The sequence below is a fragment of the uncultured Brachybacterium sp. genome (genome assembly GCF_947500705.1).
Taxonomy (GTDB): domain Bacteria; phylum Actinomycetota; class Actinomycetes; order Actinomycetales; family Dermabacteraceae; genus Brachybacterium.
The window spans coordinates 92,375-109,018 of sequence record NZ_CANMSY010000003.1; the positions used below are offsets into that span (position 1 = coordinate 92,375).

General features: G+C 73.0%; 10 protein-coding genes. 3 read left to right on the top strand and 7 right to left on the bottom strand.

What is annotated here, in order from left to right; translation table 11 throughout:
* Positions 1-15: 15 nt before the first annotated feature.
* The 3 genes from Q0937_RS06595 to Q0937_RS06605 all read left to right on the top strand — a co-directional run bounded on the left by Q0937_RS06595 (position 16) and on the right by Q0937_RS06605 (position 4,870).
* Positions 16-627, top strand: a complete 612-nt coding sequence (locus Q0937_RS06595) for a GNAT family N-acetyltransferase (protein ID WP_299301232.1) — start codon at positions 16-18, stop codon at positions 625-627.
* A gap of 10 nt (positions 628-637) precedes the next feature.
* Positions 638-1,558 (top strand): tRNA glutamyl-Q(34) synthetase GluQRS, encoded by a 921-nt coding sequence (gene gluQRS, locus Q0937_RS06600; RefSeq protein ID WP_299301235.1) that lies wholly within the window; start codon positions 638-640, stop codon positions 1,556-1,558.
* 171 nt (positions 1,559-1,729) lie between these two features.
* Positions 1,730-4,870, top strand: a complete 3,141-nt coding sequence (locus Q0937_RS06605) for a YhgE/Pip domain-containing protein (RefSeq protein ID WP_299301238.1) — start codon at positions 1,730-1,732, stop codon at positions 4,868-4,870.
* Positions 4,871-4,892: 22 nt separating this feature from the next.
* Here Q0937_RS06605 and Q0937_RS06610 read toward each other — a convergent pair whose 3' ends face one another.
* From Q0937_RS06610 to Q0937_RS06640, 7 genes are all read right to left on the bottom strand, one after another.
* Positions 4,893-6,299, bottom strand: coding sequence for a UDP-glucose/GDP-mannose dehydrogenase family protein (locus Q0937_RS06610; RefSeq protein WP_299301241.1), 1,407 nt, complete (start codon positions 6,297-6,299; stop codon positions 4,893-4,895).
* Positions 6,296-9,061, bottom strand: a complete 2,766-nt coding sequence (locus tag Q0937_RS06615) for a phosphotransferase (protein WP_299301244.1) — start codon at positions 9,059-9,061, stop codon at positions 6,296-6,298. Before Q0937_RS06615 ends, Q0937_RS06610 begins: the two co-directional genes overlap by 4 nt.
* Positions 9,058-11,097 carry an ABC transporter ATP-binding protein gene (locus Q0937_RS06620; protein WP_299301247.1) on the bottom strand — a complete coding sequence of 680 codons (2,040 nt, stop codon included), beginning with the start codon at positions 11,095-11,097 and terminating at the stop codon, positions 9,058-9,060. Before Q0937_RS06620 ends, Q0937_RS06615 begins: the two co-directional genes overlap by 4 nt.
* Complete coding sequence (locus Q0937_RS06625; protein ID WP_299301250.1) at positions 11,097-12,338, bottom strand: glycosyltransferase family 4 protein; 1,242 nt, start codon at positions 12,336-12,338, stop codon at positions 11,097-11,099. The genes Q0937_RS06620 and Q0937_RS06625 overlap by 1 nt, the downstream gene beginning before the upstream one ends.
* Positions 12,335-13,678, bottom strand: a complete 1,344-nt coding sequence (locus Q0937_RS06630) for a glycosyltransferase family 4 protein (protein ID WP_299301253.1) — start codon at positions 13,676-13,678, stop codon at positions 12,335-12,337. Before Q0937_RS06630 ends, Q0937_RS06625 begins: the two co-directional genes overlap by 4 nt.
* Positions 13,668-14,972 (bottom strand): glycosyltransferase family protein, encoded by a 1,305-nt coding sequence (locus Q0937_RS06635; protein ID WP_299301256.1) that lies wholly within the window; start codon positions 14,970-14,972, stop codon positions 13,668-13,670. Before Q0937_RS06635 ends, Q0937_RS06630 begins: the two co-directional genes overlap by 11 nt.
* A gap of 221 nt (positions 14,973-15,193) precedes the next feature.
* A complete protein-coding gene (locus tag Q0937_RS06640) occupies positions 15,194-16,594 on the bottom strand; it encodes a UDP-glucose/GDP-mannose dehydrogenase family protein (protein WP_299301258.1) in 1,401 nt (466 codons plus the stop codon).
* Positions 16,595-16,644: the final 50 nt, after the last annotated feature.

Genomic DNA, 16,644 nt, shown 5'->3' on the forward strand with positions numbered 1-16,644 from the left:
ACCGCGGAGCATTCCGTGAACGACAGCGCGGCGATCCCGTCCCCGGACGGTGATCGCCGCGCTGTTGTCATGTCCGGGCCTGTCGCCTCCGGGCTCCTGACCCCGCGGCTGCGCTTGACGCCGGTCGAGAGTTCCGAGCTCGAGGAGCTCTTCACCCTGCACGCCGACCCCCGGGCCTTCGTCGAGGACTCCACCGCCCCGCTCGACGACCGTGCCCAGATGCGCTGGGTGCTCGCCCGCTGGGTCCAGGACTGGGAGCAGCACGGGCGAGGGTACTTCTCGGTGCGCGCTCGGGACGTGGCGGGCCCCTCCCCCTCCCTCCCCTCCGGGCTGCTCGGCGTGGTCGGGCTCTCCCTGCTCGAGTCGGACGGGCCACCGCTGCTCAGCGCCTACTGGCGTCTGGATCCCGCAGCGATGGGTCGTGGCGTGGCCTTCGAGGCGATGGGCGCCGTGCTGGCCGATCCTCGCTGCGGCTCGCACGGCCGGGAGGTGGTCGCGGTGACCGCCGCCCGCAACCGTCCCTCGCGCTCGCTCGCCGCGCGGCTGGGCTTCCTTCCCGCTCCTCCGCAGCGCGCGGTGCCCGGCGGTCGCGCGGATGATGTGCTGCTGGTGCGGCCCGCTTCCTAGACTGTCATGCATGCCTGCTGACCCGATCCTGCCCGGCGCGGGCCGGTATGCCCCCTCCCCCAGCGGCGACCTGCACCTGGGGAACCTGCGCACCGCGATCCTCGCCTGGGCGCTCGCTCGTCGCACCGGGCGTGCCTTCCGCCTGCGGGTGGAGGATCTGGACCGGGTGCGCGAGGGGTCCGAGCAGCGCCAGCTGGAGGATCTCGTCGCGCTGGGCCTGGACTGGGACGGCGAGGTGGTGCGGCAGTCCGCGCGAGGTGCGGCGTACTCGGAGGCCATCGCCCACCTCGAGGCGCACTCCCTGGTGTTCGAGTGCTACTGCACGCGCCGGGAGATCCTCGAGGCGCCGAGCGCACCGCACGCCCCGCCCGGCGCCTATCCCGGCACCTGCAGGGACCTCTCCCCCGCCGCCCGCGAGCAGGGACGGCAGCGGATGCGGGAGCTGCGACGAGAGCCCGCACTGCGCCTGCGTGCTTTGGCACCCGTGTGGACGGTCCGCGATCTGTGGGCAGGCGAGGTGACCGGAACGGTCGATGACCTGGTGCTGCGGCGCGGAGACGGCGTGGTGGCCTACAACCTCGCGGTGGTGGTCGATGACGCCGCGGCCGGGGTGGACCAGGTGGTCCGGGCGGACGACCTGCTCAGCTCCGCGCCCCGCCAGGCGTACCTCGCACAGCTGCTCGGAGTGCCGGAGCCGAGCTACGCCCACGTCCCGCTCGCCGTGAACGACGAAGGAGCCCGGCTCGCCAAGCGCGACGGTGCGGTAACCCTGCGGGACCGCTATGCACAGGGGGAGAGCGTCGCGGAGGTGGTCGGCCGGATCGGGGACTCGCTGGGACTGGCCGGCTGCCGCACCGCGGCCGACGTGCTCGAGCGCTGGGATCCGGCCGGGCTGCCGCGCGAGCCGTGGGTGGTGCAGCTGCCCGGTTGAACCGTGGAGGACGCAGGTGCCCGGCTCTCGCCGCGCTCCCCGGGGACCTCGGACGCCCGCACCCGCTTTCGCACCCGAACCCGAACCCGCGGCGGCCGTCGCGTCTACTGCACCACACTTGTTACCGATCAGTAACGTATCTCGATACACGGATGTATCGTCGCCGCCGTGATGCGATTCCTCTCTGCGCTCCTCTCTGTGCTCCTCGCCGCCCTGACCGCCGTGCGCGAGGCCGCGGTCGGTGCGGTCTCGGCCATCCGGGCCGCGGTGGGCACCACGGTCAGCCTCATCGGCCGGGGCCTCGGCGCGGTCGGTCGCGGCACCTCCACCGCCGGCCGCGGCGCGCTCGCGCTGCTGCCGGGCGAGTGGAAGAAGCCGATCGCGGCGCTGTTCGTGGTGGGGCTGGCACTGGTCCCGGTCATCTACTCCGGCACCATGACCTGGTCCTTCCGCGACCCCAGCGGCAGCCTTGAGCAGATCACCGCCGCAGTGGTGGACGAGGACGAAGGCGCGACCACCACCACGACCGACGGCGAACAGACCCAGCTCGACGTGGGCGCGGAGTTCACCGACACCCTGCTCGAGATGGACAAGGAGACGGTGTTCCACTTCGTGAAGGTCTCCCCCGCCGAGGCGCAGCGCGGTCTGGAGGACGGCACCTACGGGGCGAGCATCGCGATCCCCTCCGACTTCTCCGCGCATGTCGCCTCCCTCGGCGGCGACGCCGAGCAGGCGGCCCCCGCCCTGCTCACGGTCACCACGAACGACTCGGTGAACTATGTGGGCGGCAACTTCACCAAATCCGTCGGCACAGCGCTCACCGAGGCCCTGCGCGCGAGCGTGCTCGAGGAATACCTCGGGAACATCTACGTGGGGTTCACGAGCATCCATGACGGAGTGGCCGAGGCCGCAGAGGGTGCGGAGGAGCTCGCCGACGGCGCCAGCGATCTCCACGACGGCACCGGCGAGCTGGTCACCGGCAGCAGCACCCTGGCCGAGGGCACCGGAGAGCTCGCCGCGGGCGCGGAGGAGCTGAGCACCGGCGCCACCACGCTCCATGCGGGCGAGCTCGAACTGGTGGTGGGCCTGGACCAGCTCAGCAACGGCGCCGGCACCCTCGAGCAGGGTGCGCAGGAGTTGAACGGTGGGGCCGGGCGGCTCAGCCGCGGCCTGGTCGCCCTCGACGAGAACGGGCAGCCGCTGCGCACTGGTGCCCGGAGTCTCGCCGACGGCACCACTCAGCTCGCCACCGGCGCCTCCGACCTCGCCGGCGGAGCGGGCCAGGTCGCCGACGGCACCCAGCAGCTCGACGAGACAGTCGGCGCGGCCTGGCAGCGGGTCCGGGAGCTGGGCGTGGATGAGCAGGGCGTCCAGCGCACCAGCGAGGACCTGATCACCGCCATCGACACACTCGAGGGGGCGGCCACGGATCTGCCCGAGCGCCTCAAGACCCCGGTGACCGACGCCGGCACTCTCTCCGGCGCGGCCGCCACCGTCGATGAGACCGCCGACGGTCTGGACGAGTCCGCGCAGACCCTCGCCCGCGACACCGAGGACCGCACCACCGACGCCCGCACCCTGCAGGACGGCGCGGCCACCATCGGCGAGGATGCCACCGCGCTGGATACCGAGGTGCAGACCACGCAGCAGGCCACGGGCACCGCCGCAGAGAGCGCCGGCACCTCCGAGCAGAGCACCCGCGACTACACCGAAGCAGTGGATGATCTCGCCGCCCGCTGCGCGGACTCCGGCGCCGACGCCGCCTTCTGCGAGGAGCTCACCGGGATCACGGACTCCTCCTCCGCGGTGCGCGAGGACGCCTCCACCTCCCTGGAGGACGCCGGCGAGGCGGACCGCACCGCCGCCATCGCGGCCGAGACCTCGAGCACCTTCGCGGGCGACACCTCCGGCATGACCGAGGCGGCGGATTCCCTGGTGCCCTATCTCGAGGGCCTCACCACCACCACCTCCACGTTGGCAGAGGGCACCGCCACCCTCACCGACGCCACCGGCCCCCTGGCCGAGGGCGCCACCTCCCTCGACCGGGACCTGACGACCCTGCGGAACGATGCCGTCACCGCTGCATCCTCCCCGGACCAGGGGTCTGACGCCTCCCAGCTGGCCGGCGATCTCTCCGAGCAGGCCCGCACGGCCGCCGCCGCCCTGCCGGAGGCCTACTCCGCGCTCGAGCAGGGAGCCGAGGACGTGCACCGCCTGAACACCGGCGCTCAAGAGGTCTCCAGCGGCGCCGAACGTCTCGCCGCCGCCTCCGGAACTGCGAGCAGCGGCGCCGAGAGCCTCGCCAGCGGGGTCACCGGCTACACCGATGGGGTGGGCACCGCGCGCTCCGGGGCGGAGCAGCTCAGCGGCGGCACCGAGGAGCTCGCAGGCGGCGCCTCTCAGCTGGCCGACGGCGCCTCCGAGGCAGAGACCGGTGCGCGCCGTCTCGCCGATGGTGCCGGCGAGCTCGAGGCCGGCACACAGACGCTGGCCGACGGCGCGGGTCGCGCTGACCAGGGCGCCGACGACCTAGCGGACGGAGCGGTGACGCTCGACGACGGTGCCGGGCAGCTCGCCGACGGCTCCACCGAGCTGCGCGACGGGCTGGACGAGGCGGAGGAGCAGGTCCCGACCTATTCCGACGCCGAGGGTGAGCAGCTCTCGGAGGTGGCCGCGGATCCGGTGCAGATGAGCTTCGAGCGCGCGCACGGCCTGGACCGCTTCGGGGAGGGGCTCACGCCGCTGTTCCTGTCGATCAGCCTCTGGGTGGGTGGCATGGCGATCTTCCTGATGATGCCGCCGTTCTCCGAGCGGGCCGCGACCCGGGGCACCGGACCGCTGGGGCTGCTGGCCGGTGGCCTGGTGCCTGCGCTCCTGCTGGGCCTGGTGCAGACCGCGATCGCGGTGGGGACGCTGCATCTGGCCGTCGGTATCGAGATGGCGAATCTGCCGCTGGTGCTGGGGATCGCGGCCCTGACCTCAACCGTGTTCGTGGCGCTGAACCACGGCTTCGGGGCGCTGTTCGGCCCGGTCGGGAAGTTCGTGGCGCTGGTGCTGATCGCGCTGCAGATCTCGGGCGCGGGCGGCACCTATCCGACCCCGACCCTGCCGAAGTTCTTCCAGGTCATCCACCCGTATCTGCCGATGACCCATGCCGTGGACGCCTTCCGCGGTGCGATCGGCGGCGGCTGGATCGACCCTGCCGGTGATCTGCAGTGGCTCATCGGCTGGCTGATCCTCGGGCTCGCGCTGGGGCTGGCCGGGGCGCTGGTGCGCCACCGCCGTGCCCTCAGCGAGGGCACGACCGCGTAGTTCCGCCGCGGGGCCGGCCTGGTCAGACCAGGGCGGCCTGCGCACGAGCGGCGACAGCGCCGCCCCGCGCGACGGAGGGCCTGCCCGTGGAGAGCTCGGCCCGGCCGAGGGAGCGGATCTCCCAGCCGGCCTCACGCCAGGCCCGGGGGTCCAGGACGTTGCGCCCGTCGATGATCCGCGGCGAGGTCACCAGGGAGGCGGTCAGCGCCGGATCGAGGTCGCGGTACTCGTCCCATTCGGTGAGCAGCACGGTCAGCTCCGCGCCGTGCAGCGCCGCGTCGGTGTCCTCCTCGAGCTCGACCAGGCCGCCGAGGCGGCGGCGGGCGTTCTCGAGCGCCTGGGGATCGGTGACCGTCACCTCGGCGCCGGCGGCGCGGAGGCGGGCGGCGACATCCAGGGCCGGGGAGTCGCGGGTGTCGTCGCTGTTCGGTTTGAAGGCGGCGCCGAGCACGGTGATCCGTCGGCCCTCCACCTCGCCGAGCAGCTCTCCGGCGAGGGTGACGACGCGGTCGCGGCGGCGCTCGTTGACGGCGTCGACCTCGCGCAGGAAGCCGAGCGCCTCCCCCACGCCGTGCTCCTCGGCGCTGGCCAGGAAGGCGCGGATGTCCTTGGGCAGGCAGCCGCCGCCGAAGCCGACCCCGGCGCGCAGGAACTTCGATCCGATGCGGTCGTCCATCCCGATGGCCCGTGCCACATCGGTGACATCCGCGCCGGTGACCTCGCACATCTCCGCGACCGCGTTGATGAAGGAGATCTTGGTGGCGAGGAAGGCGTTGGCGGAGGCCTTGACCAGCTCGGCAGCCTCGTAACCCATCACCAGGCGCGGTGCCTGGTGCTCGCGGATCTCGGCGTAGACGTCGTCGAGCATCGTCACGGCCTGCTCGGCGGCGGGGTGCTCGGGGTCGTGCACGCCGTAGACCAGCCGGTCCGGGTTCAGGGTGTCCTGGACCGCGAAGCCCTCGCGGAGGAACTCGGGGTTCCACAGCAGGTACACGCCCTCGAGGTGAGCCAGGCGTGCGGCGAGCTTCCGGGCGGTGCCGGCGGGGACGGTGGATTTGCCGACCACCAGGGTGGGGGCGCCGCCGCGGGCGGGCAGCACCTCGGCGAGTGCGTCGACGGCGACCTCGAGGTGGGAGAGGTCCGCGCCGAAGCCGTCGGCCCGCTGCGGGGTGCCCAGGCCCAGAAAGTGCACGTCAGCCTGGGCGAGATCGGCGTAGTCGGTGGTGAAGCGCAGCCGCTCGGTCTCCAGTCCGGTGGCGAGGAGGTCCTCGAAGCCGGGTTCATGGAAGGGAGGGATGCCGGCCTGGAGTGCGGCGATGCGCTCTGCGTCGATATCGAGGCCGATCACGTCGTGGCCGAGCTCGGCCATGGAGGCGGCGTGCACGGCGCCGAGGTATCCGACTCCGATGACGGAGATGGTGGTGGTCATCGCGACATGCTCCTTTCGAGAAGGGTGGCGGAGCCGCCCAGGGGGGTGGGGTCTCCCGCAGGCGCGGGGGAAGGGGTCGAGGAGGGGCCGACGGGGGTCGGCCCGGCGGTGGGTCCGGTGGTCGGCCCGGTGGTGGGTCCCGGGCCCGTGCGGAGCTCCGCGGTGGTGGGGGGCTCGGCACCGGGAGACGTCACCAGGGTGGCTGCGAGGTGCTGCGCGGTCTCCCGCCAGCGCGGGCGGAAGGCGTAGACGCAGGCGAGCCGGGCGATCGTGCCCGATTCGTAGGCGGCCAGCGCCTCGGGGCGGATCTCCAGCTGGGCTGCGGCGCGGTCGATCTCCTCGCGCACCACCTCGGCCTGCTCGGCGGACCAGATCCCCTGCAGTTCCCGCCAGGTGGCGTGGGCGCGCAGGTTCGCGGCGTCCAGGGCTGGGTCACCGAGGGTGGCGGTGTCCACGTCCAGCAGCGCGGGGGCCTCCCCCTCGCTCCAGAGGATCTGCTTGTCGTGCAGATCGCGGTGGATGAGGGCGGGCCGCTCCACCTCGCCGAGGCGGGTGAGCTCGCGGTGCGCCGCGGCGATGGCCCGGCTGCGGGCCGGGGCTCCGGCGGGGTCGACGGCATCGGCGCGCTCGCCCCAGGTGATGAGCACGGCGGCTTCGGCCTCGGGGCCGTGCACCTCTGCGGCGCGAGCCTCCGCAGCGTGGGTGCCAGTTCCCTGCGCCCCCGTGTCCTGGGTCCCAGCATCCTGGGCCGGCGCACCCTGAGCTCCCAGGGCGTGGTCCTGCAGTCCGACGGCATCGCTCCGCTGGCGGGAGCTGTGCACCGCAGCGGACCAGGCCTCGAGGGTCTCGCGCCAGGCGCGGCGCCAGGTGCCGCCTGCGACGGGCAGTCCGTCGTGCAGCAGCCGACCGGACAGCTCGGAGAAGGTGACGGTGTCCTCGTCGGCGGCGAGCACGGTCGCGGTGCGGAACGGTCCGGTGAAGGCCTCGGAGCGGTCGATCGCGCTCAGCAGCCGTGCGGCGCGGCCGGGGCGGACGATCTTCACGAAGCGCACGGTCCCGTCGTCGTCGCGGGTGCGGACCACGGCGCGTTTGCCGGGGCGGTGGGAGACGACGACGGCGCCGGAGCGGGCGGCGAGCACCCGGGAAAGGCCGGGCAGTCGCGGGTCGGTGCCCGCCTCGAAGACGGTGACCTCGCCGGTGGTCGGGTCCAGCCGGGCCGCACGCAGCGGCGCGGTGTTCTGGCCCGGGCTGTCGTCGGTGAGCTCGAGCGGCAGGCCGCGACCGTCGTCGGCCCAGGCTCGGCGCACCGCGAGGAAGCGCCCCTGGTGCGAGATCCGGGCAGGGACCAGCGACGTGGACGGGGCCTGAGCGGGTCCGGAGGCCGAATGCGGCAGCGGCAGTCGTTCAGGCCGTTCCAGCACCGTCTCCGCCAGCGCGAGGCGCTGCTCGATCGTCGGCAGCCAGTCCTCGCCGTACCGCCGCATGGGATCCAGGGCGGCGGCGAGCAGGGCCCGGGCGGTCCAGGCCGCGAGCTCCTCCGGGGCGGGCAGGGCACGATGCTGCGCGTATCCGGCGAGGAAGGCGGCGGCCTGCTCCTCGACGCCGGCCAGGAGGCAGGAGGCGAGCCAGGAGCCGAGGTCCGCGCCGGCGGGGCCGAGGCCGGACCGGTCGAGGTCCACCACGCGCAGAGGCAGGCGTCCCTCGCCGGGCACGGCGGTCTCGTCCACCGAGACCAGCACCTGGTCGGGTGAGAGGTCGCCGTGGATGAGCACCTGCGGACCGTCGGCCGGGAGCTCCTCTCGCAACCGGGTGGAGAGCCGTTCGATCCGCTCGGCGCGGTGGGGCAGCAGGTCGGCGACGGCCTCGGTGGTCTCCGGGATGAGGCCGCCGATGCGGGCCGCGGGCAGGTCCCGGCCGGAGACCTCGGCCGCATGCAGGCGGGCGATGATGCCGCCCAGCCGGGTGGCGGCAGGCATGGACAGGGGGTGGGAGGCGAGACCTGCGAGGTCTCCGTCGCCCCAGCGTTCGCCGACGAGCACGGCGCGGCGGCCGCGCCAGCGGCGCTGGTCGAGGGTGGGCAGGCCGAGCTCGCGCCAGTGGGTGACGACCTGCAGCAGATCGTCCAGCGGGCGGGCGGCCACGCGCAGCACCTCACCGGTGCCGGGCAGGAGGAGCACCGCGTGCCGGCTGGGGTTGTAGCTCAGCACCCGCGGGGCCGGGACGTCCTGGTGGCGGCGCAGCACCCGATGGATCTCGGCGCCGAGGCGGGGGTCGCTGTCGATCCCACCGCTGAGCAGGTAGGGAACCTGCTCAGCCGCCGCGGGGGGAGCAGCGACGGGGGGAGCAGCGACGGCAGGAGCTGCGGGAGAGGCGGGAGAGGCGGGAGAGGCGGGGAGATGGTGCTCGCGCACCTCTCCCCCGGTGCGACCAGCGCGGCGCAGGATGTTCTCGCGCTTGTCGTGGGAGCGGACGAGCTGCACCCAGCCGACCTCAGCCAGGTCCCGGCCGACGGCGCTGGACCCGGCGCGGGAGGCGGTGCCCGGCGCGGTGCCGGCACCGGTGACGATGCCCGTCGCGCGGTACGAGACCAGTACAGAGGCGCCGGGCTTGATCCGCACCCGGTCCAGGATCACCTCTCGATCCAGCAGTGCCGACAGGCGGGCAGGGTCCAGGAGCACCTCGGCTCCGCGCAGCTGGGCGTGGTCCAGCAGGAGCTCGAGCGGGGTGCTCGCCGGGCTGGTGGGGATCGCGGTCGTGGTCATCGCAGAACCTCCTGGCTGCTCGTGTGCGGGCTCGGGTTCGGGGTCGGGCTGGACGTCGGGGTCCAGATCGAGGTCGGCATCGAGGTCGAGAGCGGGGACTGAGCAGCGGGCTCGGCGGCGGTGTCCGCTGCGTCGTCGTCGCTGCGCTGCTCGACGATCCAGCGCGAGTAGTGGGAGTCCGGATCTGCGGCCAGCTGTGCCGGGGTGCCGTCCTCGAGGATCCGGCCGTCCTCGAGCCAGAGCACCCTGTCCAGCCCCGCGACGGTGGTGGCGTCGTGAGTGATGGAGATGGTGGTGCGGGAGCGGGCCAGCTCGCGAAGGGATTCGTTGACCTGGGCCTTCGCGGCAGGATCCAGGCCGGTGGTGGCTTCGTCGAGCACCACCACGGGGGCGCGGCGGATCATGGCGCGGGCGATCGCGATGCGCTGGCGCTGCCCGCCGGAGAGGGTGTCTCCGCGGTTGCCGAGCACGGTGTCGTAGCCCTCCGGCAGGCCCATGATGAAGTCGTGCGCGCCGGCGCGGCGGGCGGCCTCCTCGATCTCGGCGGAGGAGGCATCGCGCCTGCCGAAGCGGATGTTCTCACGGACGGACTCGGTGAACAGCACCGACTCCTGCGGGAGTATCGCGACGTGGCGGCGCAGATCTGCCAGGCTCACCGAACGGGTGTCATAGCCACCGATCCGGATCCGGCCCTGCTGCGGCTCGTTCAGGCGCAGCAGGTAGGAGACCAGCGTCGACTTCCCGCCCCCGGAGGGGCCGAGGATCCCGAGGTGCTGACCGGCCGGGATCCGCAGGTCCAGTCCCTCGAAGAGGGGGCGGCCGTGGCCGTCGGGCGAGGTGATCGAGGAGAACTCGACGGTGCCGCGCACGTGGCGCATCGGCACCGGGCGCTCGGGATCGGCGATCTCGATCTCCTCGTCCATGAGATCGGCGATGCGCTCGCCGGAGGCAGAGGCGCGGGCGATGCGGCCGGTGTACTTGGCCATGTCGCGCAGCGGCTTCATCGCGATCTTCAGGTAGGTCAGGAAGAGCACCATGTCGCCGGGGCTCATCGCCCCGCGCAGCACCTGCAGGCTGCCCACGACCAGCACCGCGCCCTGCGCGATGCCCACCAGCACGTCGGTGGAGCGCTCGAGTCCGGCGGCCAGCTTCTTGGCCTTCACCCCGGCCTTCATGGCCTTCTCGTTGCCGCCGGCGAACTCGTGGGCGACGGTCTTCTCCAGGCCGTAGGACTGGACCACGCGGATCGCGCCGAGCGCCTCGGCGGCGGCGCCCACCAGGGAGCCCTCGCCCTTGCGGGTGCTGCGGGAGGCGCGCACGATCTTCGGGGAGGAGCGCCGCGAGAGCAGCAGGTAGATCAGGCCCGTGGCGATCACGATGCCGGAGAGGAAGGGATCCAGGATCACCATCACCACCAGCAGCACGGCGAGGGTGATGACGTTGCCGATCAGCGGCAGACCCGCGGTGACCGCGACGTCCTGGAGCCGGCCCACATCCCCCACCAGGCGCTGGGAGGTGTCGCCGATGGAGGCGCGGGAGTGGTACCGCAGCGACAGCGCCTGGATGTGGTCGAAGACCCGGGTGCGCAGCTCGGTGGCGATGCGTGCGCCGACCTTCGCGAAGGAGATGGTGGCCAAGTAGTTCGACCCGGCGCGTCCGGCGATGATGATCGCGAGGCAGATCGCGGCGGCGATCACCGTCTCCTCGATGTCCAGCCCGAAGGGTGAGGCGTCCGAGGGCAGCTCGGCGCCGAGCGCCGAGGTGACTGCGTCGATCGCGTATTTCAGCGGCCAGGGCTCGAGCACCCGGAAGGCGACGTCGAGCAGCAGCCCGACCATGCCGACCAGGCACAGCAGCAGGTGACGCGGCAGGTGTGGGCGCACCACCTGGAGGGTGCGGCGCAGGGCCGACGGATCCAGGCGCTCCTTCTTCGGCACCGCGGAGCTGCCGAGGAGACGGCGCAGCAGGGAAGGGCGTTCGCTGTGCGGTGCGGGATCACGCTGGTCGATCCCGGTGCGAGAGGTGCCGATGGCCATCAGGCACCCACCTCGGCCGGGCGCTGTGCCACTGTCCGGCGTTGAACCGCTGCCGGGCGCAGTGCCTCCACCTGCCGGAGCAGCTCACGGCAGCGGATCTGCCAGTCGTGCTCGCGCACCGCCGTCTGGCGGGAGCTCCTGGCGAGGCGGTCGCGGTGGGCGGGATCGGCGGCCAGCTCGTCAAGGGCGGCGGCGAGCTCGTCCACGTCCCCGGGCGTCACCAGCACGCCCAGCTCGCCCTGGCTGAGCAGCGCCGGGATGGTGCCGATCGCGGAGGCGATCGTGGGCAGTCCCGCCGCGAGGTACTCGTAGACCTTCAGCGGGGAGAAGTAGTGCTCCCCCGCCGGGTAGGGGGCGGTCGCGATGTCGATCTCGTGGAGGATGCCCGGCACCAGCTCGGGGGCGACGGCGCCGCGGAAGCGGACCCGGTCTGCGATGTCGAGCTCGGCGGCGAGCTGCTCGAGCTCCTCCTGCTGCGGACCGGTGCCGCAGATGTCCAGGCGCAGGTTCTCGCGGGTGCGGGCGAAGGCTCGCAGCAGCACGTCGGTGCCGTGCCAGGGCTTCAGGGTGCCCACGAAGCCGACGGTCACCGGCGCCTTCGGCCCCGCTGCGACGACGGATCGGCTGCCGGGGGTGATGCGTTGGGTGTTCACACCGTTGGGGGTCACGACCACGCGGGCCGGATCAGCACCCTCGTTCCGGGTCCATTGCGCCACGGCGTCGCTCACGCAGGAGATGAGCGACGCGCCGCGCAGCTGGCGCCGGGTCGCCTCGAGCGCGCCGGCCTCGTCGGCCAGGCTGCGGTGCTGGCGCTGCTCGGCGATCAGCGGCGCGTTGACCTCGAGGATCGAGGGGATCGGGGCGGCCGACGGGCCGGCCGGGTCTGCCGGGTCTGCCGGGCTGACAGGCGGTGCCGAGAGCCGTGCGGCGGTGTCGGAGAACAGGGAGTAGCGCTCGTAGACCAGATCGAAGCCGCCGGCGGAGATCTCCTCGGCGATCGCGGCGGAGGCCGCGGCCACGGCCAGTTCGCGCTCGGCGCCGCTGCCCTTGGGCAGGCGGTGGCGGCGCACCTCGAGGTCGGCGAGGTCGGCGGGGATGTCGTCGTTCACGCGGGTGCAGAAGACGGTCACCTCGTGGCCGTCGGCGCGGAAGGCGCGGATGACCTCCTGGACGTGCACGGAGGCTCCCTTGGTGCCGAACACCCCGATGCCGGGGTCGAGCAGGGCGTAGGCGATCCTCATGACAGGGTCCTTCCGGCGGGAGCGATCGGCTGGGCGGCCGACGGGGCTGTGGCGGGCGAGAGTGACTGCTCGACCCGCTGCACCTCTGACAGCTCGATCGGCTGGGTGAGGATGTTGCGATGCGCGGAGCGCTCGGCCAATGAGCGCAGGTGGCGGGCCTGGGAGCGGGAGTCGTACTCCGCGGAGACCAGCTCCCGGGCGGCGTCGGTGAGGGTGAGCCGGTCCGTGGCGGGGTCCAGCGCCTCGCGGACGGCGCCGACCAGTGCGGCGGTGTCCCCGGTGGGGACCAGCCAGCCGGTCTCTCCGTCGAGGATCACCTCGCCGACGGCGGTGACGGAGGCTGCGACGCAGGGGATGCCGGTGGCCATCGCCTCGAGCAGCACGGTGGGCAGTCCGTCGGCGTTGCCGTCGGCCCCGATCACGAAGGGGGCCACGAACAGATCGGCCGCCTCCAGCAGGTGGCGCACCTCCTCCTGGGTGCGCGGTCCCAGCAGCCGGACCTGCTGCTGGAGCCCGAGCTCGTCGATCTTCGCGGCCAGCTCGTCGCGCAGCGGGCCGTCTCCGACGATCTCGGCACGCACCTCTCGGCCCTCCTCGCGCAGGGCGTGGACGACGTCGATCAGCTGGTCGAAGCCCTTCTTCTCGACCAGGCGACCCACTCCGAGCAGGAGCGGCACCTCGGCGAGGTCCGTGCGGCGGCGGTAGGGGAAGCGCTCGAGCTCGAGTCCGTTGCGCACCAGCTCCAGCCGGGCGGTGTCCCGGGCGCCGAAGCGGTTCTGCAGGTGGCGGCGGTTGTACTCGCTGATGGTGACGGCGTGGTCCGCGTCGCGCAGCTTGCGGGCGAGGTCCTCGTCCTCCACATCGCGGTGGAAGATGTCCTTGGCGTGGGCGGTGAAGGAGTAGGGAAGATCGGTGAGCAGGCCGGCCAATCGAGCCACCGTGGTCGCCATCGACGCGAAGTGCGCATGCAGATGCGTCACGCCGTGCTCGCGGGCGAGCATCGCGACGGCCACGGCCTGTTCGGCGTCGTCCACCCCGGCGCCCGCCAGCTCTCCGAGCTGCGCGGACAGGCCGGCGGCGAGCACCGGATCGGCCATCGCCGCACCCCATACCTCCCAGAGGCGGCGCGGGCTCGAGGAGCGGCCCACCTGGATGACGGGGGCCTGCACCCGGGCGAGCTCGGGGTGGAAGCGGGCATCGATCGGGGGTCGCAGGGAGAAGATCACGATCTCCTCACCGGCGGCCTCGCGGGCGAGGATCTCCGAGACGATGAACGTCTCCGAGAAGCGCGGGTACATCTTCAGGACGTACGCGATGCGATGGGGACTCTCAACCGACATGGCGGGACACCTCCGGGTGGGCGGGGACGGACACGGGCAGGGGCTCCACGGCGAGGTGCGCGACGGCAGAGTGCGCGTCGGCGGAGTGCGCAGTAGCAGAGTGCGAGGCGGCAGAGCGCGAGGCAGCAGCCGGGAGCAGTTCTTTGGCGAGGTGGGCGACGATGTCGAGCCCGCCGAGGTCGATGTGGCTGCGGTCGGTGCGGCCCGTGACCGAACGGTGCCACCAGGCGGTGATGTCCTCGGCGGTCAGGGTCTCGGGGTTGCAGGTCTCGACCGCGCCGACGCTGGCGAGGGCCCGGGCGCGACGCGGCTGCTCCTGGCGGCGGCGGTGGCGGGGCACGACGAGGGCGGGAGTGGACGTCGCCATGACCTCGGCCATCGTGTTGTAGCCACCCATGCACACCACCGAGACCGCCTCGGCGATCAGCTCGGGGACGTCTGCGGCGCTGCGGATCACGGTGGTTGACGCGCTGGTGGCGGCGGCCAGCGCACGGATCTCGGTGATGTCCTGCTCGGGCATCTGCGGACCGGTGATCAGCAGGTGCTGGTGCCCCTCGGGCAGCTGCGCGCTCGCGGCGAGACGGGCGAGCTCCGCGCCGTCGGAACCGCCGCCGAGGACGGTGAGGACGTAGGGCGGGGGCGGCTTGGGCGAGGTGCGGCCGGGGTAGGTCGTGCGGCCGGCGGGTCGGCCGTGGGAGAGGTAACCGGTGGGGGTGGCCAGCCTGGAGAGCGCAGGCGGCAGCTCGCCGGTCAGGCGGGGGTCGTAGACGTGGTGGTCACCGTAGACCCAGACCGCGTCGAGATAGGAGGCCACGTGCTCGGCCCCGCCGAGAGCCTCCCATTCGGCGCTCGCCACGCGCGGGGAGTCGAGCACCTCACGCAGGCCCAGCACGGTGGCCGTGCCCCGGGCGCGGAGGTTCGCGAGCACGGGCTCCAGCTCGCCGTCGATGCCGAAGGGGTGGCGGTCGGCGATGAACAGGTCCGGCTTCAGGGCGGCCAGGGCGGCGTCGATGGTGGCGCTGCGCAGGTCCCGCAGGGAGTCCGGGTCCATGCCGAGGCGGCGCGCGCCGTAGCCGCCGCGGACGCGGGTCATGCCCGGCAGCACGAGCCAGTCCCAGCCCTCGGGGAGCGGGTCGCGGCCGGCGTCGGGGTGGCCGGCGATCAGCAGGCCGCCGACGGTTCCGCCGGTCAGGGTCGGCAGGTGCTCCCCCAGCGCATAGGCGAGGGCGCGATTGCGGCGTGCATGGCCCAGTCCCACGGAATCGTGGGAGTACAGCGCGATCGTGGTGTCCATCGGACTCTCCTGCTCGTTCGGTGACGATCAGAAGGATGACGGGCGGCCATGAGGTGTCGATGAGGCGTCGATGAGGAGGCTCTCATCGCTCCAGGGCAGCGCATGAGCTGGTGCGATGGCGTGCTGCGCGGGCGGAATGGAAGAGTACTGGCGCTCTGGAGCACGCTCTGGCCATATCGCCGGAGCGTGCTCCCCGGCGCCCGTGCTCGACGTCGCCGCGGTCAGATCAGCGCGGGCAGCGTCCGCGCAGTGTCGGGCGGGGCTGGGGCTGCCGTCGGGGCTGGGCCTGGCGTCGGGGCCGACCGTCCCAGTGCCCGCAGCTCCCAGCCGGCCTCCGCCCAGCTGCGCGGCTCGAGCACGGAGCGGCCGTCGAGCATGCGTGGTACGGCGACGAGCCCGGCGGCCCAGACGGGGTCGAGGTCGCGGTACTCGCGCCATTCGGTGAGCAACAGCGTCAGCTCGGCACCGCGCAGTGCGGTGGCCAGATCTGCCTCCACGACCAGGCCCGGCACGCGCTGGGAGGCGTTGGCCAGTGCCTGCGGATCGGTGACCGTGACCTGCGCTCCCGCCTGCAGCAGCCGGTCGGCGACATCGAGTGCCGGGGAGTCGCGCACGTCGTCGCTGTCGGGCTTGAAGGCGGCACCGAGCACGGTGATCCGTCGGCCGCGGAGGATGCCGAGCATCTCGCCGGAGAGCTCGACCGTGCGGGCGCGGCGGCGCTCGTTGATCGTGTCCACCTCGCGCAGGAACCCTAGGGACTCCCCCACGCCGTGCTCCTCTGCGCTGGCGATGAAGGCACGGATGTCCTTGGGCAGGCAGCCGCCGCCGAAGCCCACTCCGGCGCGCAGGAACTTCGCCCCGATGCGGTCATCCATCCCGATCGCGCGGGCGACATCGGTGACATCCCCGCCCACGGCCTCGCACATCTCGGCGATCGCGTTGATGAAGGAGATCTTCGTGGCCAGGAAAGCGTTGGCGGAGGCTTTGACCAGCTCGGCGGTCTCATAGCCCATCACCAGGCGCGGGGTGTCCCTGGCCAGGATCGGGGCGTAGACGGCATCGAGCCGGCGCACCGCAGCCACCGCCGGCAAGGTCTCCGGGTCGCGGACCCCATAGACGAGCCGGTCCGGTTCCAGGGTGTCCTTCACGGCGAAGCCCTCGCGCAGGAACTCGGGATTCCACAGCAGCTGCACTCCCTCGACCTGCTCCACGCGGTCGGCGAGCCTCCGGGCGGTGCCGGCGGGGACGGTGGACTTGCCCACCACCAGCGTCGGTGCGCCCTCACGGGCCGGCAGCACGTCCCGCAGCGACTCGGTGGCGGCCTCGAGGTGGGACAGGTCCGCGCCGTAGCCGTCCTTGCGCTGTGGGGTGCCGAGCCCCAGGAAGTGCACGTCGGCCTGGGCGAGGTCGGCGTAGTCGGTGGTGAAGCGCAGCCTTCCGGCGGCGAGCCCCCGGCGGAGGATGTCCTCGAAGCCGGGTTCGTGGAAGGGCGCGCGGCCGGCCTGCAGGACGGCGACGCGCTCCGCATCGACATCCAGGCCGATCACGTCGTGGCCGATCTCTGCCATGGCGGCGGCGTGCACGGCGCCGAGATACCCCACCCCGATCACGGAGATCATCATCTGCCTCGCTCCCTTCCTCGCAGAGCCCGCTGCCGGGCCTTTCCTGCCAC